This window comes from Rhodoferax sp., assembly GCF_034519335.1.
Lineage (GTDB): Bacteria > Pseudomonadota > Gammaproteobacteria > Burkholderiales > Burkholderiaceae_C > Allorhodoferax.
The window spans coordinates 43,032-62,019 of sequence record NZ_JAXHOL010000018.1 but is presented as its reverse complement, the minus strand read 5'-3'; the positions used below and the strand labels follow the sequence as shown (position 1 = coordinate 62,019).

The following is an 18,988-nucleotide window of genomic DNA, read 5'->3' as shown; positions in this document are numbered from 1 at the left end:
GTTCGGGGGGGTCAGGTGATTGGGGCGGGGTTGAACAGCACCAGCGAGTTATGCAGCTTCCATTGCTCAGCCCAGGTTTTTTTGCGGCCGCTGGCCACATCGAGCATCAGGTGGAACAGCTCCCAGCCCAGGTCTTCAATGCTGGCTTCACCATCCGCAATGCGCCCGGCGTTCACGTCCATCAGGTCGTGCCAGCGGCGTCGCCAGGTCGGTGCGGGTGGCCACCTTGATGACCGGGCACTCGGCCAGGCCGTAGGGCGTGCCGCGGCCGGTGGTGAACACATGCAGGTTCATGCCAGCGGCCAGCTGCAGCGTGCCGCAGATGAAGTCGCTGGCGGGGGTGGCGGCGTAGTGCAGGCCCTTGTGCTGCAGTTTCTCGCCCGGCGACAGCACGCCGCTGATGGGCGCGGTGCCGGACTTGATGATGGAGCCCATGGCTTTTTCGACAATATTGGAGAGGCCACCGGCCTTGTTGCCGGGTGTGGTGTTGGCGCTGCGGTCGGCCTGGCCGCGGCCCAGGTAGGCGTCGTACCAGGCCATCTCGCGGGCCATGGCATCGGCAATCTCAGGGGTGGTGGCGCGGGCGGTCATCTGGTCCACCGCGTCGCGCACCTCGGTGGTCTCCGAGAACATGACCGTGGCCCCGGCGCGCACCAGCAGGTCGGTGCAAAAGCCCACGGCGGGGTTGGCCGTCACACCAGAGAACGCATCGCTGCCGCCACACTGCACGCCCACCACCAGCTCGCTGGCCGGAAGGGTTTCGCGCTGGCGGGCGTTCAGCCGCTCCAGGTGCGGCACGGCAGACGCCAGCACCGAGTCAATCATGCTCATGAAGCCCACATGCTTCTCGGCCTGCAGGCACACCACATCGAGTGCGGGCTCATTTTGAGTGCCAAATTGGCCTGTAGGGCCCGTATTTACTGCGCCAGCAGCTACTGGTTTGATAGCAATACCGCCGGCAGGGAATAGACGGTCCGGTTGCAGCTTCTCGCAGCCCAGGCTCACCACCATCACCTCGCCGCCAAAGTTGGGGTTCTTGGAGATGTTGCGCAGCGTGCGGATGGGGATGATGGCGTCGGGCGCGTCGATGGCCACACCGCAGCCGTAGCTGTGTTCCAGACCAATCACGTCGTCCACATTCGGGTAACGGGGCAGCAGCTGCTCCTTGATGCGCTGCACCGCAAAGTCCACCACACCCGCCACACACTGCACCGTGGTGGTGATGGCCAGGATGTTGCGCGTGCCCACCGAGCCATCGGCGTTGCGGTAGCCCTCGAAGGTGTAACCCTCCAGCGGCTCGGCATTCCAGGCGGCCGCAGTGGAACGGGGCAGGTCCGCCAAGGAGCGGGCTTCGGGCATGTGCAGCATGCGCTCGTGCACCCAGGCGCCCGCAGGAATATCCTGCATTGCGTAGCCAATCGGCACGTTGTAGCGCAGCACAGCGGCGTCTTTGGCAATCGGCACCAAGGCCACCTTGTGGCCTTGCGGCACGCGGTCCACCAGCGTCAAGCCACTCGGGCAACACGCTGCCTGGCAGGCAAGCCGCCATCGTTGGCCACGATGGCCACGTTGTCGGCCGCATGCATGCGGATCGTGAGCGGTGGGCGGGGGGTGGAGGCAGACATGGCGTTCAAAACCGGGGTTTGATCTGTGTCCACTCTGGGCGGTAGCGCTGCATCTGGGCCACGTCGTTGCGGGTGCGGATGCGGCAGACCTTGAACGCCTCGTGCAGTTCGGCCAGCTTGTCCTGGTCCAGCTCCACGCCCAGGCCGGGCTTGTCGGTCAGGTGCACGCAGCCGCCCACAATCGGCACCTTGCCGCCTACCAACACCTCGTCGCTTTGCCAGGGGTAGTGGGTGTCACAGGCGTAGCTCAGGTGTTGCACCGAGGCGGCCAAGTGCGTCATGGCCATGAGGCTGATGCCCAGGTGGGAGTTGGAGTGCATGGACAGACCCAGGCCAAAGGTCTGGCAGGTTTGTGCCAAGGCCTGGGTGGCACGCAGACCGCCCCAAAAGTGGTGGTCGCTCAGCAAAATTTGCACGGCATTGAGTTCAATGCTGCGCTTGAGCTCCGCCCAGTTGGTGATGACCATGTTGCTGGCCAGGGGCATGCCGGTGGCTTGGTGCAGCGCGGCCATGCCTTCTAGCGTGGGCGTCGGGTCTTCGTAATATTCCAAGCTACCGCGCAGCTTGTCGGCCACTTTCAGGCTGGTGGCCATGCTCCAGTTGCTGTTGGGGTCGATGCGCAGGGGCTGGTTGGGGAAGGCGGCCTTGAGCGCCAGAATGGCATCCGCTTCCTCCATGGGGTCGAACACACCGGCCTTGAGCTTGATGCTCTCAAACCCGTATTGGTCGATCATCTTGCGCGCCTGCTGAACAATTTGTTCCGCATTCACCGCTTCGCCATAGGGATCGGGGGCGTACTCGGGGTCTACCGACGCATCCCATTTGTAGAACAAATAGGCCGAGTACGACACCTTGTCGCGCACCGCGCCACCCAGCAGCTCCACCAAGGGGATGCCCAGGGTGCGCGCCTGCAGGTCCATGAAGGCCACTTCAAATGCCGAGAACGCGCTGGTCACCAGGTTGCTGGCGAGTGAGCCGGGTGCCAGTTCCATTTCCACGTGGCCGGTGTTGACTTTGGGCGCCAGCGCCTGAAGCCGCGCCAGCATGCCATTGAGGTCAAAGGCTGACATGCCGACCAGGTGGGGTGCCGCACGTGTCAGCAGGCCCAGCACCGGCGCGTCGCCATAGGTTTCGCCCAGGCCCACCATGCCGTTGGCACCCACCACCTCAATGATGGAGCGCAGGCCAAAGGGTTCGTGAACACCCGCCGCGTTGAGCAAAGCGGGGTCTTTGATGGCGATCGGGGTGACCCGAACTGCAGTGATCTTCATGGGGGCTTACTTCAGCAACAGACCGGGCAGCCACATGGACAGCGCAGGAATGTAGGTCACGGCGATCAGCACCATCAGGAGTGCCCCGAAGAAGGGCATCAGTGCTTTCACCACCCGTTCAATCGGCAACTTGGCCACCGCCGCACCCACAAACAGCACGCCACCTACGGGTGGGGTGATCAGGCCCATGCCCAGGTTCACCATCATGATCATGCCGAAGTGCACCGGGTCTACACCCAGTGTCTTGACGATGGGCAGCAGGATGGGCGTCATGATCAAGATCAGCGGCGCCATGTCCATCAGCGTGCCCAGCACCAGCAGCAGCATGTTGATCATCAGCAGCACCACGTACTTGTTGTCCGAGACGCTGGTGAACAGGCTGCGGTGATCATGGTGGGGATCTGCATCAGGGTCATGATGTAACCGAAGCTGGCGGCAAAGCCGATCAGGATCATCACAATGGCCAGCGTCTTCACGGTGCGGTGCACCAGCTTGGGCAGCTCATTCCACTTGTAGTCGCGGTAGATGAACATGGTCACGAAGAAAGCCCACACCACCGCAATGGCGGCGGATTCGGTGGCCGTAAACACGCCGGACAAAATGCCGCCCAAAATGATGACCATGGTCATCAGGCCCCACAGCGCATCGACACAGATGCGCAGTGCTTCTTTCATGGGGATGCTGCGTCCCTTGGGGAAGTCGCGTTTCTTGGCGATGAACAGGCACATGATGGCCAGCGTCAGGCCCAGCAACAGGCCTGGCAACACACCGGCCAGAAACAGCGCCGCAATCGACACCGATCCACCCGCAGCCAGAGAGTAAATCACCGCGTTGTGGCTGGGCGGGATCAGGATGGCTTGCACCGAACCGCTCACCGTCACTGCGGTGGCGAAGTCACGCGGGTAGCCTTTCTTTTCCATCTCCGGGATCAGTACCGAGCCAATGGAGGCGGTGTCTGCCATGGAGGAACCTGAGATGGCGCCGAAGAAGGTAGAGGCCAGAATGTTGACCAGCGACAAGACCGCCGCGCACAAAACCCACCAGCACTTCGGCAAAAGCCACCAGGCGGCGCGACATGCCGCCCTCGGCCATGATGGCGCCGGCCAGCACAAAGAAGGGAATGGCCAGCAGAGAGAACTTGTTCACGCCGCCGGCGATGGCGATCATCACGGCGTCGTAAGGCAGCTCAATCCACCAGGCACCAATCAGGGCCGACAGGCCCATGGCATAGGCCACGGGCATGCCAATGATCATGAGCACCAGAAAGAGCCCAAAAGTACCAGCGCGTCCATCAAAGGGCCTCCGTTTCGGCAATGGCGTGGTCAAACGTAATAACTGCCCGGGTGTGTTGGGAGCCCAGCAAGACGTGCTCCAAGATGAATAGCAGAGTCACCAGGCCGCCCAAAGGAACGGGCAAGTAAGTGGCCCCCACCGGCATCCAGGGGATTTCTCCAATGTTTTGGCCCCAGGTCTCCATGCAGAGCTTGGCTGCCGTAAATCAGCATGAACATGGCGACGCCAGAGCCATCAGGCACGTGCACCACGTTGGACGCAGAGACTGCTGCAGCACACGCGGCAAGCGGTCGGTCACCATGGCCACAGCAATGTGGGAGCCGGCGCGGTAGGCCGCAGCGGCACCAAAAAACGTAAAAACTACCATCAGAAGGATGGAGATGGGTTCGGGCCATTGCGACCCCGTGCCCAGCACGTAGCGCGTAAAAATGCCCCAGGGAATGATCAGGGACATGACGATGACGGCCCCCCCGGACAGCCAGATACAGGCCAGGTACAGCATGTCGCTGCAGCGCAATAGTGTGTTTTTCATGGGAAACGGTCCAGGCAAGGTCAAGGGCAGCTGCGCCGCAGCGGGCACCCATCCACGCAAGAAAGGCCTTACTTGGTCGCGGCGATGCGTTGCATCAGGTCGGTGAACTTGGTACCGTACTTGGCACGAACCGGGGCGGTGGCATCAAAGAACAGCTTTTGGTCCACAGCCACAAATTCAACGCCAGCGGCTTTCAGCTTGGCGGAGTAGTCTTCCACGCTCTTGTCCCACAGCCCGCGTTGTTCCATTTGGGCTTCGCGGGCCACCTTTTTCATCAAGGTCTTGTCTTCGGCGGACAGCTTGTCCCAGGCCACTTTGGACATCACCAACATCTCAGGAATGATCAGGTGGTTGGTCTGGGCGTAGAACTTGGTGCCGGTGGTGTAGTGGTTGCTGGTGAACATGCTGGGCGGGTTGTTTTCCGCACCGTCAATCACGCCGGTTTGCAGCGCGCTGAACACTTCGCCGTAGGCCATGGAAATGCCGTTGCCACCCATGGCATTCATGGTGTCCACAAACAGGGGGTTGCCCATCATGCGCACCTTGATGCCCTTGAGGTCAGCCGGGGTCTTCACCAGCTTCTTGGTGTACAGGCTGCGGGCGCCACCGTCCATCCAGCCCAGGCCCACCAGGCGGGCAGGGCTGGCAGTCACTTTGTCCAGCAGTTCTGCGCCGATGGGGCCGTCAATCACAGCGCGCATGTGGGGGATGTTACGGAACACAAAGGGCATGTTGAACACGTCCACATCCGGCACCACGGGGCCGACCACGCCCAGCGAAATGCGCACGATCTGGATCGCGCCAATCTGGGCTTGCTCAACGGCTTCTTTTTCCTGGCCCAGCACCGCGCCGGGGAACATTTGCATCTTGATGCGGCCGTTGGTGGCGGCTTCCAGCTTCTTGCCCATGTTCTCCACCGCCACCACGGTGGGGTAGCCGGCGGGGTGGGTGTCGGTGGCCTTGAGTACGATGTTCTGGGCTTGTGCGCCCAGGGTGCTGCACAGCGCAATGGCGGCAATGGCGGATGCCACAAAAGTTCTACGGAAAGTCATGCTTGTCTCCTCTTTAGGATGGTTAGGGTTTAACGAACGGGAAACTGGGAAAACAGGGGCTCCGGCAGGCCTTGCACGCCGGGCTCCAGCACCAGAACGGCACCGTCCAGCGCGGCATCAAAGCCGGGGGCGGGCATAGCGGGCTGGATGGATGTCACAAACAGGTGGCGCAGATCGGGGCCGCCAAAGGCACACATGGCGGGTTTGCTCACGGGTACCGCGATGGACTGCAACAGCGCACCGGCGGGGCTGAAGCGGAGCACCTGGCCGGCATCGTTGCCGCAAATCCAGTAGCAGCCCTCAGAGTCCACAGCCGCACCATCGGGGCGGCCAGGCAGGGGTGTCATGTCGACCCAAGCGGCTTGAGGGCCCCAGGTGCCGGTGGTACCGTCAAATGTGTGCTGCCAGATTTTTTGCACGCTGGGGTGCGAGTCCGACAGGTAGGCGGTCGTGCCATCGGGGCTGAAGGCCATGCCGTTGGGGGTGATGTAGCCCTCCAGCACCGGGCCACGCAGGCCTTGGGTGTCCAGGCAGTAAATTCCGCCGGCCGCATTGCCTAGGCCCATGTCGCGCACCATGGTGCCGGCCCACAGGCGGCCCTGGGCGTCACAGCGGCCATCGTTGAAGCGCATGCTGGCGTGCGGGTGGCTGATGGTGGCCAGGCATTTCACCTGGGCCATGGGCGGGTCTTGCAGCGTCACCTCAAAAATGCCACTCTCCATGGCAGCAATTACGGTGCCACGGGTGCTCAGCGCAATGCAGCCCACGCGCTCGGCCAGTGTCCAGCTGTGTTGCGTGCGGCTGGCCCAATCCAGGCGGTGGATGCGCTGGCCTTCAATGTCCACCCAGTAGAGGGCCTGGGCAGCGACCGACCAGACCGGCGATTCGCCGACCCGGTCGCGGGCACTGGAAATGGCAGAAGTGGTGGGCATGGCGGTTTTACTTGCCTGCCTTGTGGGCAGTCATGGGTTCGCCCTGGAACAAGAAACCACCGCCCTGGTAAATCGCGGCGGGGTCGGTGATGTCGGGCTGCGGCGTGCGGGCATAGACGGCTTCGCGGAATGGGTCGGCGCTGTCCTGCGGCACATAACCCACGTGGCGCGCTGCGCTGTTGTCGTACCAGACCACGGCGTTGTCGGACATGCCAAAGATGGCGGTGTGGCCCAGGATGGGGGTGGTCAGGCAGGCGGTCACCAGGCGGTGCAGGTCATCAAAGCTCAACCAGCTGGCGAGCATGCGGCGGTCCCGGGGTTCGGCAAACGAAGAGCCGATCCGCAGGCAGGCGGTCTCAATGCCGTAGCGATCAAAGTACATGCGCGAGAGGTCTTCGCCAAAGGCCTTGCTCACGCCATACAGGCTGTCGGGGCGGGCGGGGTGGTCCAAGGTGATGGTTTCGCTTTGTTTGTAAAAACCGGTCACGTGGTTGGAGCTGGCAAACACTACGCGTTTGACGCCAAACTTGCGTGCGGCCTCATAGAGGTTGTAGACACCCAGAATGTTGGCCTGCAGGATGGGCTCGAAGGCGGCTTCCACGGAGATGCCACCAAAGTGCACGATCGCCTGCACACCCTGCACCATGGCATCCACGGCTGCCGCGTCGGCCAGGTCGGCCAATGCCACTTCTTCGCCATCCCGGGCGGGGCCGAAAGCGTTGCGGTCGGAGAGGCGCAGCACCTCACAATTGGCCTTGAGCCGGTCACGCATGGCAGTTCCCAAGCCGCCTGCGGCACCGGTCATCAACAAAGTGTGGTGTACTTTGATCGTCATGAGATGTATGCTGTCTTTTTAGTTGTATGTTGTCTGATGTGTTAAATTGTCAGCAGTCACTCCCATCGAGTCAAGGGCTTTTTCATGGACCTAGTACAAACCCCTACGGGCGTCCTTTCTCCTTCCGTTGCGGGATCGGATGCGAACGTGGCACGTCCCAAGCGCTCGCGAGGATTGGTTCAAGAGGTCGTAGACAGTTTGTCTGGCAGCATTCGCAACGGAGCCATCAAACCGGGTGAGAAGTTGCCGACCGAGTCAGAAATCATGGCGCGGTATGAAGTAAGTCGCACCGTGGTGCGCGAGGCTATTTCCAATCTCCAAGCCAGCCAGTTGGTCGAGACGCGACATGGCGTCGGCACTTTCGCATTGGAGGCTCGGGCGCAAGGTACTTTTCAGGTCGGCGCGGTGGACCTGGCACTCATTTCCGATGTGATTGCCTTGTTGGAATTGCGTACCAGTTTGGAGACGGAGGCCGCAGGGCTTGCGGCCCTTCGCCGGACTGATGCGCATTTGCACAGCATGCGCAGTTTGCTCGATGCCTTCGGGGCTGCGGTCTCTGCCGATTCAGACGCAGTGCCATCTGACTTCCAGTTCCATTTGGAAATTGCAAACGCAACGGGCAATCGCCATTTTGCGGACCTCATGGCATATTTGGGCTCCATGGTCATTCCTCGCGCGCGCATCAATACGGCCAATGCTGCTCCAGAGGGGCGTCAGGGCTACTTGGTCCGGGTCCAGATCGAGCATGAAAGCATTTACATGGCGATTTCCAATCAGGATGCGGAGGCGGCCCGGGCCGCTATGCGTACCCACCTAACCAACAGCTTGAATCGCTTACGCATGGCGCAGGCGGGTCAGGTGCCCGTGGTCTTGCAAAATAACAACTGACCATCGGGTGAGCGGGTAGTATTCGACAGTCCGAGAACTGCCTTTGTGCCACTTGGGCAACCAAGTGTGAATATCGAGGAGACAAATATGAAAAATATCGCAGGATTTGGTATCGCATGGCGCCTCACTTTGGGTTTTGGTGGTGTGCTGGCGCTAGTTGTTCTGATTGCGCTGCTGTCATTATTTCGCATGGGTGCCCTGACCTCGGCGCTGGAGGAAATCACGGTGCGTAGTGCAACTCGCACCACAACTATCAACGAAATGCGTAGTGCTGCCACCAGTCATATCCAGGCGATTGGGGAATTTGGTAGTACGGATTTGGCGGCTATGGAGCCACTGCTGGATCGGGTCGTGGCGCATTTGGATACGTTTGATGCTACCTTGGGGCGCTTGCAGGTTTCGCTTTCTGAGGACCCCTCTGTAGCGGACTTGATCAAAGCTTCTGCGTCGGCCTCCAACGACGTGAGGCAGCTCATTGTTTTGAGCGAAAAGCTCTCAGAGGGACGTGGAAAACCGGCGCAGGCGTACAGCCTGCGTTTGGAGTATGCGAAAGACAAAGCAGTCTGGGCTGCCAAACACCAGGCGTGGAGCAAGTCGGTGGATGCACTTTCAGGGTGGCAAACCCGTAAAAATGAAGAGCTGTCGGCTGATGCGGTAGCCCAAGCTTCGACCGCCCGCAATGCCATTTGGGGCGGTATGGGCGTTGCACTTTTGGTAGGCGCTGCGGTGGCGTTGTGGGTTATTCGAGATATTTCTGGATCTATTGGAGTCGCTGTCTCTGCGACGCAACGCATGGCCAGACACGATTTGTCCCTGCCGATTGTGACCAATCGGCAGGATGAGGTGGGTGGTTTGCTGCTGGCCCTGGAATCCATGCGGCAGAACTTGTTCCAGTTGGCCCTGGGGGTTCGAGGTGCCTCTGAAGACATCGGCAATGCAAGTACCGAAATCGCGCAGGGCAGCCAGAACCTGAGTGACCGTGCGGAGGACACTGCGGCGGCTGTCCAGAACACGTTGGAGGCCATTGGGCATCTTGGGGCCTCTGTGAATGAAACCAGTGAGTCGGCACGTTCCGCACAAGCCCTTTCTGGCGAGGCGTGTACCGTCGCGGAGCGCAGCGGCGAGGTGATGGCCCAGGTGGTGACCACCATGAATGAAATCGACGATGCCTCCCGCAAGATCGCCGACATCACAGCCATCATTGACGGAATCGCGTTCCAAACCAACATCCTGGCCCTGAACGCCGCAGTCGAGGCTGCGCGGGCGGGTGAGCAGGGGCGCGGCTTTGCCGTGGTGGCCAGCGAGGTGCGTGCCTTGGCGGGCCGAAGTGCAGAGGCCGCCAAAGAAATCAAGGTGCTGATTGGCGCGTCCCTGGAGAAGGTGAGCTCCGGCTCGGTCCAAGTCAATCGTGCGGGCGGAACTGCCATCGAAGTGACGGGGTCAGTGAAGCAAGTCTCCAGCATGATCTCTGGCATTGCGTCGGAGGCTGTGCTGCAGGTGGAGCGTATTGCACAGGCCAATCAGTTTGTCAGTCAATTGGACATGGTCGCCCAACAAAATGCGGCCTTGTCGGAGCAGTCGGCCGCCGCCGCAGCAGGGTTGAGGCAGCGCGCCGCGCAGCTGACGGCGCTGGTGCAACAGTTCGACCTGGGCGAGGCGGAGTTACTCGCCCTGAGCCGCTAGGCGCCTTGCGGCGGTATGCGTGATAACCCTTATCCGAGGCTGCAATGGTTGTTGTATGATGTCTTACAACTTGCGATTTAAAATCTAAAAGCTAGAGCCCTATGGAACCCCTCAATTCCCCCGTCCGCGCGCCCACCATCACCGCCCTGCGTGTCATCCCCGTCGCGGGCCATGACGGCATGTTGATGAACCTGAGCGGCGCCCATGCGCCGTTTTTTACGCGCAACATCGTCATCCTGACCGACAGCAGCGGCAACACCGGCGTGGGCGAAGTGCCCGGCGGCGAGAAGATCCGCCAGACGCTGGAAGACGCCGCCGCCCTGGTTGTAGGCCAATCCATCGGTAACTACAACGCCATCCTCAACCGCATGCGCGAAGCCTTTGCCGCGCGTGACAGCGGCGGCCGTGGCCTGCAGACATTCGATTTGCGCATCGCCATCCACGCCGTCACCGCCGTGGAAAGCGCCTTGCTCGATTTGCTGGGCAAGTTTTTGGGCGTGCCCGTGGCAGCGCTCTTGGGCGATGGCCAGCAACGTAGCAGCGTGGCCGTTCTGGGCTACCTGTTTTATGTGGGTGACCGCAACGCCACCGACTTGCCCTATCTCAGCGAGCCCGACCAGGCCGATGACTGGAAGCGCCTGCGCCACGAAAAAGCCATGGACGCCGAGGGTGTGGTGCGCCTGGCCGAGGCCGCCTTTGCGCGTTATGGATTTCAAGATTTCAAGCTCAAGGGCGGTGTGCTGCGCGGCGAGGAAGAAGTGGAAGCGATTCGTGCGCTGCACGCACGCTTCCCGCAGGCCCGTATCACGCTGGACCCGAACAGCGGCTGGCTGCTCAAAGACGCTATTCGCCTGACCCGCGACCTACATGGCGTGATGGCCTATGCCGAAGACCCCTGCGGTGCCGAAGGCGTGTTCTCGGGCCGCGAGGTGGTGGCCGAATTCCGCCGCGCCACCGGCCTGCCCACCGCCACCAACATGATCGCCACCGACTGGCGCGAGCTGGCGCATTCGCTGGCGCTGCAGTCGGTGGATATTCCGCTTGCCGACCCGCACTTCTGGACCATGCAGGGCTCCGTGCGCGTGGCGCAGGTGTGTGAGACCTGGGGCTTGACCTGGGGTTCGCATTCCAACAACCACTTTGATGTGTCGCTGGCCATGTTCACCCATGTGGCGGCCGCAGCGCCCGGCAAGGTCACCGCCATTGACACCCACTGGATCTGGCAAGACGGCCAGCGCCTGACCAAGGCCCCGCTGCAAATTGTCGGCGGGCAAATTGCTGTGCCCACTACGCCCGGACTCGGCGTGGAGCTGGACATGGTGGAAGTGGAGAAAGCCCACCAGTTGTACCTGCTGCACGGCTTGGGTGCACGCAACGACGCTATGGCCATGCAGTACCTGATTCCGGGCTGGAGCTTCAACCCCAAGAGCCCCGCCCTGGTGCGCTGACCGCAACGAGGCTCCTGCCGTGGAGTTTCAAGTCAAATATGCCTCTAGCCCCCGTGGATATTGCGCAAGCAGCTCCTGTTTTAGGAGCGATTGCGGCGCAAATGCTGCCGTAAAGTTAGCGCGCACCCTCGGCCAGCTGCAGTGCCAGTCGGTTGTGGCGCTCCATCAGCGGGCCAAGGTCCACCGTCTCCAGATGCCCTTCGCGTACCACCACCCGGCCATTCACCACGGTGTAGTCGGCCTGCGGGCTGGCGCACAGCAGCAGGCTGCCCACGGGGTCGTGCACCGCGCCGCCGGCAAAGCCCAGCGTGTCCAGGTCCCACAGCACCAGGTCGGCGCACATGCCCACGGCCAGGTGGCCCACATCGCTGCGGCCCAGCACCTGCGCGCCGCCGCGTGTGGCCACGCTGAGCGCATCGCGCACCGTCATCTCGGCCGGGCCCAGGTCGCAGCCAAAGAAGGTGCGGCGCTCGCCGCTTGCCAACACACGTTCTTCGGGCGGCTGCATGGCGCGGCCCACGCGCGCCAGCAGCAGCGCCTGGCGCGCCTCGTTGAGCATGTGCGCGGCGTCGTTGCTGGCGCTGCCGTCCACGCCCAGGCCCACGGGCACCCCGGCGTTGAGCATCTTGCGCACGGGCGCAATGCCGCTGGCCAGCCGCATATTGCTGCAGGGGCAGTGCGCCACGCCGGTGCGGCTGGCGGCAAACAGGCTGATGCCCTCGTCATCCAGCTTCACGCAGTGGGCGTGCCACACATCGTGGCCCAGCCAGCCCAGGTCTTGCGCGTACTGCGTGGGCGTGCAGCCAAACTTCTCGCGGCTGTAGGCCAGGTCGTGGTCGTTCTCGGCCAGATGGGTGTGCAGGCGCGCGCCGTAGGTTCGTGCCAGCAAAGCCGATTCACGCATCAGGTCGCGGCTTACGCTGAAAGGCGAGCAGGGCGCCACGGCCACATTGAGCATGGAGCCAAACGACGCGTCGTGGTACTGCTCGATCAGGCGTTGTGTGTCCTTCAAAATGAAGTCTTCGCGTTCCACCACGCGGTCGGGCGGCAAGCCGCCTTGGCTTTGGCCCACACTCATGCTGCCGCGCGTGGCCACAAAACGCATGCCAATCTCGGCTGCTGCGCCAATGCTGTCGTCCAGCCGCACGCCATTGGGGTAGATGTAGAGATGGTCGCTGCTGGTGGTGCAGCCGCTGAGCAGCAATTCGGCCATGGCAATCTGCGTGCTCACCTGCACCATCTCGGGCGTAAGTCCGGCCCAGATGGGGTAGAGCCCGCGCAGCCAGCCAAACAGCTCGGCGTTCTGCACCTCGGGTATCGCCCGCGTGAGCGACTGGTACATATGGTGGTGCGTGTTCACCAAGCCCGGCGTCACCAGGTGGTGGCAGGCGTCGATCACCTCGTCGGCCTGCAGCGCATGCGGTGGCAGGTCGGCCGTGGCGCCTATGAAGGCAATGCGGTTGCCTTCGATGTAGATAGACGCATCGCGCAGCTCGGTGGATTGCGTTGGGTCGGTGTGGTCGAACGTCGCGATAGCGCGCGCGTTGTGGATCAGCAGGGTACGCATGGAATACTCTTTCTATCAATAACGCCAACCAATTTTGCCTGAAGCACAATGGAAAAAAAGCTATGACCCATCCGACCTACGCCAGCCTCGCGCCGCGCGACGTGCTGACCCAACTCTACTGGGCCGCCGTGCACCAGGCACTGCCCAACCACACGCTGCACGCCTATCTGCCCGAAGTGCCCAAGGGCCGCACGCTGGTGCTGGGCGCTGGCAAAGCCGGCGGCGCCATGGCCCACGCGCTGGATGCCCTGTGGCCGCAGGACGCGCCCATGACCGGGCTGGTGGTCACGCGTTATGACCACACGCCACCACGCCCAGCGGATGCATTGCCCACCCGCATTGAGGTGGTGGAAGCGGCGCACCCGGTGCCGGATGCGGCTGGGCTGGCTGCGGCGCAGCGCATCCTCGCGCTGACCAAAGGGCTGACCCAAGACGATTTGGTGATCTGCCTGATCTCGGGCGGAGGCTCCTCCTTGCTCACGCTGCCTGCGCCGGGTATTAGTCTGGAAGACAAGCAGCGTATCAACAAGCTCTTGCTAGAGAGTGGCGCGAGTATTCAAGAGATGAACTGCGTGCGCAAACACCTGTCCGCCATCAAGGGTGGCCGCCTGGCTGCGGCCTGTGCGCCGGCCCGGGTGGTAACGCTGTTGATCAGCGATGTGCCGGGTGACGACCCCAGTGTGATTGCCAGCGGCCCGACCGTGCCAGACCCCACCACCTGTGCTGATGCGCTATCAATACTGAAGCGACTCGCGCAATCTACACAAGGGCTAGAGGCCGATTTCATCTATAAATTGCTAGAGAACGGTGCATTGGAGACGCCCAAGCCGAACGACCCGGTATTTGCCCACAACGAGGTGCACATGATCGCCACGCCCCAGCAGTCGCTAGAGGCTGCGGCTGGCGCGGCCCGCGCCATGGGGCTCATGGCGTACATCCTCAGTGACGAGATGGAAGGCGAATCACGCGAGGTGGGCAAGGTGCACGCCGCGCTGGCCCGCGCCGTGGCGCACCGCGCGCACTCGGAGTTTCAGCCGTTTGCCAAACCCTGCGTGATCCTGAGCGGTGGCGAAACCACCGTCACCATCCGCCCGCGCCGCGAAGGTGCGATCAAAGGCCGGGGCGGCCGTGCGGGCGAGTTCTGCATGGGCCTGGCCCAAGCGCTGCAAGGCCAGGCCGGCGTGTGGGCGCTGGCCGCCGACACCGATGGCATCGACGGCGTGGAAGACAACGCCGGCGCCTTGGTCACGCCTGACACTCTGGCACGCGCCAGCGCAGCGGGCGTTTCGTTGGCCGATTGCCTGGACCGCAATGACGCAGTGGGTTTCTTTGATCCGCTGGGCGACTTGTTCACCACCGGCCCCACGCACACCAACGTGAACGACTTCCGCGCGATATTGGTGCTGTAATTCGCCAGCTCCACTTTCGCTTTCCAATCGCTATGAACCTCCCCACCCACCAACTCAGCATGACCGTGCTGATGTCGCCCGACATGGCCAACTTCTCCGGCAAGGTGCACGGCGGCGCAATTTTGAAACTGCTCGACCAAGTGGCCTATGCTTGCGCCAGCCGCTATGCCTCGCGCTACGTGGTCACGCTCAGCGTGGACCGGGTGCTGTTTCTGCAGGCCATTCAGGTGGGGGAGCTGGTGACTTTTCTGGCCAGCGTGAACTTTGCTGGCAAGTCGTCGATGGAAATAGGCATCAAGGTGATTGCGGAAAACATCCGCACGCAAGAAGTCCGGCACGTGAACAGTTGCTTCTTCACCATGGTGGCGGTGGACGACCACGGCAAGGCCGTTGCCGTGCCGCCGCTGCAGCCCGAGACTGAAGATGAAAAGCGCCGCTTTGAAGCAGCCCAGCTGCGCAAGCAATTGCGCCAAGAGCTGGAGCACAAATTTCGGCAAACGCGCCAAGGCGCGACCACCTAAGTCGCGGCTTACCAAACAGGGCGGATGCGTTGCTGGCGGGGCCCAGCTCGGCCGTTGCAGCCAGCAAGGCTGGTGCCAAGGCGTGCATGCGCTCACTGTTGCGATTTGGCGACCCAAGTCAGCCGGTCTTCGTCGACGATCGACAGGCGCACCAGTTCGCCCGAGGTATTGGCCAGTCGCTCCATTTCGGCGAAGCTATCGCCTCGGTGGCTGCACAAAGTTTGATATTGCTCAAGGTCGGTCGGCGCGTGGGGCGGCACAGTCCGCCCTATGGAGTCAGCCTTCCTTCCCTTTGTTAGCGCCCAGTTGGATAGCAGTCCGGTGCTGCGCGTGGCTGCAGGCACCGTGCTGTGGCGACGTGGAACGTACCAGCACGAGGTGAGTTATTTACAAACCGGGCGTGTGGCATTCGGGCTGCTGGAGTCCAATCCGGCCCAACTCCCCGCGTTGGAGCACTATTTGGGCATGCAGGCCGAACCGGGTTGGATGGACGCTGCGTCTGCGGTGTTGAGTCTGGTCGCAGCCACGGATGCGCTAGCGGAAACCGACGTTCTGTTGCGTACGGTGCCACTGCCCCAGTTTGTGAATGCTTTGGCCCAGGCCGATCCCGCGTTTACCCAAGTGCTCAGAGACGTGGCGCAGACCAGTCGCCAACAAACTGAGTGGGCTGTGAGCCGTCTGGCCAAAGATGCCGAGGCGCGTTGCGCCGAGTGGCTATTGCGCCGCGCTGCGCCCTCCAGTATGGGCGGAGCAACGGTACAACTTGCGCAGCGCAAACGCACCATTGCCGCCGAGTTGGGCATGGCGCCCGAAACGCTCTCGCGCGTGCTTCGCCAGTTGCGCGAACGCAAGCTGATTAGCGGCACTGGTCGCAATGTGCAGTTGGTCGATACACGGGGGCTTGGGGCTCTGGCCAACGGCTGAGCGCACCGTGCATTCATAGTCCTCTGGATTGGCGCAAACTGGCTTGCGCATACGGTAGTATCAGTTGGCTATAACCCTCCTGTAGACCATGCGCACTGCCGAACTAGAGCCCCCCAAAGCGGACGAAGACTCCGGACCCCGCACCAGCTTCCCATTCGATGCGATGAACCTCAAAGTGGGGGACCGCCTTCAAATCCAGCCTCCGGCCAGCTTGTCAACAGAGCGCTGCAATGTGCGGGTGATTGGCTTCGTGCCGCAACAATCGTTGCTGCTCACCGCGCCGCTGAATGCCAATGGCGCGCGCCTGGAACTCATCGAACGTGACCAACTGGTGGTGCGCGTCTTCGCTAGCCAAAATGCATTTGCCTTTGCCTGCGATGTGCTGCGGGCCGCCAAGTTGCCATACCCTTACCTGCACGTGTCGTTTCCACCCGAGGTGCAAGGTACCGTGGTGCGCAAGGCGCCCCGGGTGAAAACCAAAATCATTGCCCAGATACAGTCCGAGCGGCCGGGCGTTACGGCCGTGCCGGCGGTGATCTCCAACCTGAGCGCCAATGGGGCCTTGCTGGACGGGCGCCGCAACATCGCGGATGTGGGCGATACGGTGCAGATGAAATTTCAGATCAAGCTCCACAACGTGGACATTCCACTGTCGTTGCGGGCCGTGGTCCGCGCGGTGTTTGGTGAGGAAACTGCTGTGGCGGGCGCGGTTCCCTTGGCCCACTTTGGCTTGGAGTTTTCCGAGCTGCAACCGCAGGACCAAATGGTGCTGCAAAGCATGGTCTACCAGCAAATGATTGAACGCCCCCAGTCCTTGGTCTAACCCTCGGCGCCCAGCGCCACTTAAACCACCACGGGCGCTGCGCCTTGCAGCGTTAAGTCCGAGGTGTCAGCGCGTAGTCTGGATGCTGGCCGGTGAGCAGCAAAAACATCGCGAACACTGGGCCTTGCATGCAGCGCGTGTCGGTGGGGCTTTCCAGCGCCTGCCAAGTTCTGGACTGCAGGCCACCGCGGCTGCCGGTTTGCAAGGAATAGCCCAGTAGCTCGGCGGCCTGGGCTTGGTTCAGGCCGGCCGCTAGGCGCGCCGCTTTGAGCGTGTCGCCGGTGGGCGAAGGCATATCCACTGCGATGGGGGTGCTGGGGAGGGACAGAGGGGCTTGCGTCATGCCGCAGACTGTAACGCGTACCACCTGCTTTTTGACTCGCCGCAATGGGCCCGGCTCGCGTATAGTGGGCCGCAGCCTTGGTGCCAGCGCCCTCAAACACGGGGGCGGTCTGCCAGGGCGGGGAGTGCAAACTGACCCGAAATTCCATTCCTTCACGCAGCGCAGTCCATGGCCGCCGTGTCTGATCTCCCAGCCCCGGTGTGGGCCCCGCTGCGGCGCGGGCGGCTGTTTGCCGTAGTTTGGGTGTACGTGGGCGTAGTAGTGGGTTTGTTTTTTCTCACCTGTTTCAGCGTCTTTTTTTTTTTGCTCTCCGCTGTGCGGGCCTATGTTGGGGGCGAGGGGCTGTGGTCCAAGGGCCAAAAAGACGCGCTCTACGCCCTGACCCGCTACACGCTATACACCCATGAGGCCGACTACACCGCCTACCAGCGCGCCTTGGCCGTCAACGACGGTGACAAGCAGGCCCGTACCGAACTGGAAAAACCCGATCCCGATTTCGCGCTGGTCGAAGCTGGCTTTCTGCAGGGCCGCAACCACCCGGACGATGTAGCCGGTATGGTGTTTTTGTTTCGCTGGTTTCGGTCACTGCCTGAGATCAACCGGGCCATCACGATTTGGACTGAGGCCGATCTTCATATCGAAAAAATGGTTCAGGTGGGCGACCAGATTCGTGCGGCGGCACAGGCGGGCCCGATTGCCAGCGCGCAAGCCGCGCAGTTTTTGCAGCAGCTGCAAACGGTCAATGAAGCACTCACCCCATTGGAAGATGACTTTTCTTACACCTTGGGCGTGGCGGCCCGCAAGTACACCCAGCTGATATTGCTCACCATGCTGGTGGCGGTATTGCTCATGCTGTCACTGGCCTATCTGTTTTCACGCCGCTTGCTGCTGCGGTTCGAGATGGCCCAGCAGTTGCTGAGTGCCAGTGAAGCCCAGCTGCAAAGTGTGCTGCAGCTGGCGCCCTTGCCCATCGTGATCGTGCGCCAGTCCGACGAGCAGGTGCAGTATGTGAATGATCACGGGCGCCAGCAGTTCCAGTTGGGCGACTTAACTTTGTCTGCGATCCGCCCACGGGACTTCTATGTCAACAGTGCAGACCGGGATCTGCTGGTGGCCGCATTGCAAACTACAGACCGCGTGACCGATCTGGAACTGCAGCTCAAGGACGGTCATGGCAAGCCGTTCTGGGGTTTGTGTTCATCCCAACGCATTCGCTACGAAGGCCATGACTGTGTGTTGACGGCGCTGCTCAACGTGGACGAACGCAAGCGCGCCCATGATGAGCTGCAGTACCGCGCCTACCACGACGCGCTCACCGGCCTGCCGAACCGGGCCATGTTTATGGACGCCTTCAAGCGCAGCCTGGCATCGCCTGGAACGCAGCGGTGGCTCCGGCTCGCTGCTGTTTGTCGATCTGGACCGCTTCAAGGCGGTGAACGACGGCATGGGCCACGACATCGGCGACTTGCTGCTGCAACAGGTGGCCCAGCGCATTGCCTCGTGTGTGCGTGAGGGCGACTTGGTGGCCCGCTTGGGTGGGGACGAGTTTGTCGTGCTGGTGGAAGGGCCAGACGACAGCCACCGCATGGCGGACAAGGTGTTGGCAGTGCTGCGCCCGGATTACGTGCTCGGTGCGCACGTGGTGAGCGTGACTGCCAGCATCGGCGTGAGCCGCTACCCGCAAGACGGCAGCGAACTCAGCGAACTACTCAGCGCGGCCGACTCCGCCATGTACCGAGCCAAGACCGCAGGGCGGGATGGCGTGCAGTTTTACGCTCGCCCACAATAAGCAGGTTCGGTCTTTTTCGAGCTTGCCGGCCATCCTGTGCCAAAATTTTCCAT

21 protein-coding genes and 1 pseudogene are annotated in these 18,988 nt (G+C 62.1%); 9 read left to right on the top strand and 13 right to left on the bottom strand.

What is annotated here, in order from left to right:
- Positions 1-11: 11 nt before the first annotated feature.
- From garD to U5O12_RS07675, 10 genes and pseudogenes are all read right to left on the bottom strand, one after another.
- Positions 12-1,625, bottom strand: a pseudogene (gene garD / locus U5O12_RS07720) (galactarate dehydratase).
- Positions 1,626-1,630: 5 nt separating this feature from the next.
- Entirely contained in the window at positions 1,631-2,896 is a 1,266-nt protein-coding gene (locus tag U5O12_RS07715; RefSeq protein WP_322578066.1) for a glucarate dehydratase family protein, read from the bottom strand.
- 6 nt (positions 2,897-2,902) lie between these two features.
- Entirely contained in the window at positions 2,903-3,232 is a 330-nt protein-coding gene (locus U5O12_RS07710; protein ID WP_322578089.1) for a TRAP transporter large permease subunit, read from the bottom strand.
- Positions 3,232-3,858 carry a TRAP transporter large permease subunit gene (locus U5O12_RS07705; protein ID WP_322578065.1) on the bottom strand — a complete coding sequence of 209 codons (627 nt, stop codon included), beginning with the start codon at positions 3,856-3,858 and terminating at the stop codon, positions 3,232-3,234. Before U5O12_RS07705 ends, U5O12_RS07710 begins: the two co-directional genes overlap by 1 nt.
- Positions 3,791-4,150 carry a TRAP transporter large permease subunit gene (locus U5O12_RS07700; protein WP_322578088.1) on the bottom strand — a complete coding sequence of 120 codons (360 nt, stop codon included), beginning with the start codon at positions 4,148-4,150 and terminating at the stop codon, positions 3,791-3,793. The genes U5O12_RS07705 and U5O12_RS07700 overlap by 68 nt, the downstream gene beginning before the upstream one ends.
- Positions 4,151-4,187: 37 nt before the next feature.
- Positions 4,188-4,373, bottom strand: a complete 186-nt coding sequence (locus U5O12_RS07695; protein WP_322578064.1) for a hypothetical protein — start codon at positions 4,371-4,373, stop codon at positions 4,188-4,190.
- A gap of 21 nt (positions 4,374-4,394) precedes the next feature.
- A complete protein-coding gene (locus U5O12_RS07690; protein WP_322578063.1) occupies positions 4,395-4,721 on the bottom strand; it encodes a TRAP transporter small permease in 327 nt (108 codons plus the stop codon).
- Positions 4,722-4,789: 68 nt separating this feature from the next.
- On the bottom strand, positions 4,790-5,773 hold the full coding sequence (locus U5O12_RS07685; protein WP_322578062.1) for a TRAP transporter substrate-binding protein: 984 nt from the start codon (positions 5,771-5,773) through the stop codon (positions 4,790-4,792).
- 29 nt (positions 5,774-5,802) lie between these two features.
- Positions 5,803-6,705: an SMP-30/gluconolactonase/LRE family protein gene (locus U5O12_RS07680; RefSeq protein ID WP_322578061.1), complete on the bottom strand. Its 903-nt coding sequence runs from the start codon at positions 6,703-6,705 to the stop codon at positions 5,803-5,805.
- A 7-nt stretch (positions 6,706-6,712) separates the two neighbouring features.
- Positions 6,713-7,540: an NAD(P)-dependent oxidoreductase gene (locus U5O12_RS07675; protein ID WP_322578060.1), complete on the bottom strand. Its 828-nt coding sequence runs from the start codon at positions 7,538-7,540 to the stop codon at positions 6,713-6,715.
- 84 nt (positions 7,541-7,624) lie between these two features.
- Here U5O12_RS07675 and U5O12_RS07670 point away from each other — a divergent pair, with 84 nt between their 5' ends.
- The 3 genes from U5O12_RS07670 to gudD all read left to right on the top strand — a co-directional run bounded on the left by U5O12_RS07670 (position 7,625) and on the right by gudD (position 11,559).
- On the top strand, positions 7,625-8,428 hold the full coding sequence (locus tag U5O12_RS07670; protein ID WP_322578059.1) for a FadR/GntR family transcriptional regulator: 804 nt from the start codon (positions 7,625-7,627) through the stop codon (positions 8,426-8,428).
- Positions 8,429-8,515: 87 nt separating this feature from the next.
- Positions 8,516-10,111, top strand: a complete 1,596-nt coding sequence (locus U5O12_RS07665; RefSeq protein WP_322578058.1) for a methyl-accepting chemotaxis protein — start codon at positions 8,516-8,518, stop codon at positions 10,109-10,111.
- 101 nt (positions 10,112-10,212) lie between these two features.
- On the top strand, positions 10,213-11,559 hold the full coding sequence (gene gudD / locus U5O12_RS07660; RefSeq protein WP_322578057.1) for a glucarate dehydratase: 1,347 nt from the start codon (positions 10,213-10,215) through the stop codon (positions 11,557-11,559).
- 115 nt (positions 11,560-11,674) lie between these two features.
- Here the strand turns inward: gudD and U5O12_RS07655 are convergent, their stop codons facing one another.
- Positions 11,675-13,126 (bottom strand): 8-oxoguanine deaminase, encoded by a 1,452-nt coding sequence (locus tag U5O12_RS07655; protein WP_322578056.1) that lies wholly within the window; start codon positions 13,124-13,126, stop codon positions 11,675-11,677.
- 62 nt (positions 13,127-13,188) lie between these two features.
- Between U5O12_RS07655 and U5O12_RS07650 the strand changes: the two genes are divergently transcribed.
- A complete protein-coding gene (locus U5O12_RS07650; RefSeq protein ID WP_322578055.1) occupies positions 13,189-14,535 on the top strand; it encodes a glycerate kinase in 1,347 nt (448 codons plus the stop codon).
- Between the two features lie 32 nt (positions 14,536-14,567).
- Complete coding sequence (locus U5O12_RS07645) at positions 14,568-15,056, top strand: acyl-CoA thioesterase (RefSeq protein ID WP_322578054.1); 489 nt, start codon at positions 14,568-14,570, stop codon at positions 15,054-15,056.
- 92 nt (positions 15,057-15,148) lie between these two features.
- On the opposite strand, the gene U5O12_RS07640 is transcribed toward U5O12_RS07645, so the two are convergent.
- Positions 15,149-15,274: a hypothetical protein gene (locus U5O12_RS07640; RefSeq protein WP_416221463.1), complete on the bottom strand. Its 126-nt coding sequence runs from the start codon at positions 15,272-15,274 to the stop codon at positions 15,149-15,151.
- Positions 15,275-15,326: 52 nt separating this feature from the next.
- On the opposite strand from U5O12_RS07640, the gene U5O12_RS07635 reads away from it, so the two are divergent.
- A complete protein-coding gene (locus tag U5O12_RS07635; RefSeq protein WP_322578053.1) occupies positions 15,327-15,980 on the top strand; it encodes a Crp/Fnr family transcriptional regulator in 654 nt (217 codons plus the stop codon).
- Positions 15,981-16,068: 88 nt separating this feature from the next.
- On the top strand, positions 16,069-16,803 hold the full coding sequence (locus U5O12_RS07630; RefSeq protein ID WP_322578052.1) for a flagellar brake protein: 735 nt from the start codon (positions 16,069-16,071) through the stop codon (positions 16,801-16,803).
- 52 nt (positions 16,804-16,855) lie between these two features.
- Here U5O12_RS07630 and U5O12_RS07625 read toward each other — a convergent pair whose 3' ends face one another.
- The gene (locus U5O12_RS07625; RefSeq protein ID WP_322578051.1) at positions 16,856-17,146 is read right to left on the bottom strand and encodes a helix-turn-helix transcriptional regulator; all 291 of its coding nucleotides are present in this window, start codon (positions 17,144-17,146) and stop codon (positions 16,856-16,858) included.
- Positions 17,147-17,323: 177 nt separating this feature from the next.
- On the opposite strand from U5O12_RS07625, the gene U5O12_RS07620 reads away from it, so the two are divergent.
- Together U5O12_RS07620 and U5O12_RS07615 are read left to right on the top strand one after the other, a co-directional pair.
- On the top strand, positions 17,324-18,658 hold the full coding sequence (locus tag U5O12_RS07620) for a hypothetical protein (RefSeq protein ID WP_322578050.1): 1,335 nt from the start codon (positions 17,324-17,326) through the stop codon (positions 18,656-18,658).
- Positions 18,546-18,935: a GGDEF domain-containing protein gene (locus tag U5O12_RS07615; protein ID WP_322578087.1), complete on the top strand. Its 390-nt coding sequence runs from the start codon at positions 18,546-18,548 to the stop codon at positions 18,933-18,935. The genes U5O12_RS07620 and U5O12_RS07615 overlap by 113 nt, the downstream gene beginning before the upstream one ends.
- Positions 18,936-18,988 lie beyond the last annotated feature (53 nt).

Bases quoted from the DNA above. Each gene is read 5' to 3' on its own strand.
- U5O12_RS07650 (WP_322578055.1), top strand. From the start codon at position 13,189: ATGACCCATCCGACCTACGCCAGCCTCGCGCCGCGCGACGTGCTGACC.
- U5O12_RS07625 (WP_322578051.1), bottom strand. From the start codon at position 17,146: ATGACGCAAGCCCCTCTGTCCCTCCCCAGCACCCCCATCGCAGTGGAT.
- U5O12_RS07655 (WP_322578056.1), bottom strand. From the start codon at position 13,126: ATGCGTACCCTGCTGATCCACAACGCGCGCGCTATCGCGACGTTCGAC.
- U5O12_RS07705 (WP_322578065.1), bottom strand. From the start codon at position 3,858: ATGGCAGACACCGCCTCCATTGGCTCGGTACTGATCCCGGAGATGGAA.
- U5O12_RS07685 (WP_322578062.1), bottom strand. From the start codon at position 5,773: ATGACTTTCCGTAGAACTTTTGTGGCATCCGCCATTGCCGCCATTGCG.
- U5O12_RS07645 (WP_322578054.1), top strand. From the start codon at position 14,568: ATGAACCTCCCCACCCACCAACTCAGCATGACCGTGCTGATGTCGCCC.
- gudD (WP_322578057.1), top strand. From the start codon at position 10,213: ATGGAACCCCTCAATTCCCCCGTCCGCGCGCCCACCATCACCGCCCTG.
- U5O12_RS07635 (WP_322578053.1), top strand. From the start codon at position 15,327: ATGGAGTCAGCCTTCCTTCCCTTTGTTAGCGCCCAGTTGGATAGCAGT.
- U5O12_RS07675 (WP_322578060.1), bottom strand. From the start codon at position 7,540: ATGACGATCAAAGTACACCACACTTTGTTGATGACCGGTGCCGCAGGC.
- U5O12_RS07670 (WP_322578059.1), top strand. From the start codon at position 7,625: ATGGACCTAGTACAAACCCCTACGGGCGTCCTTTCTCCTTCCGTTGCG.
- U5O12_RS07630 (WP_322578052.1), top strand. From the start codon at position 16,069: ATGCGCACTGCCGAACTAGAGCCCCCCAAAGCGGACGAAGACTCCGGA.
- U5O12_RS07710 (WP_322578089.1), bottom strand. From the start codon at position 3,232: ATGATCAACATGCTGCTGCTGGTGCTGGGCACGCTGATGGACATGGCG.
- U5O12_RS07715 (WP_322578066.1), bottom strand. From the start codon at position 2,896: ATGAAGATCACTGCAGTTCGGGTCACCCCGATCGCCATCAAAGACCCC.
- U5O12_RS07680 (WP_322578061.1), bottom strand. From the start codon at position 6,705: ATGCCCACCACTTCTGCCATTTCCAGTGCCCGCGACCGGGTCGGCGAA.
- U5O12_RS07695 (WP_322578064.1), bottom strand. From the start codon at position 4,373: ATGGAGACCTGGGGCCAAAACATTGGAGAAATCCCCTGGATGCCGGTG.
- U5O12_RS07665 (WP_322578058.1), top strand. From the start codon at position 8,516: ATGAAAAATATCGCAGGATTTGGTATCGCATGGCGCCTCACTTTGGGT.
- U5O12_RS07690 (WP_322578063.1), bottom strand. From the start codon at position 4,721: ATGAAAAACACACTATTGCGCTGCAGCGACATGCTGTACCTGGCCTGT.
- U5O12_RS07700 (WP_322578088.1), bottom strand. From the start codon at position 4,150: ATGATCATTGGCATGCCCGTGGCCTATGCCATGGGCCTGTCGGCCCTG.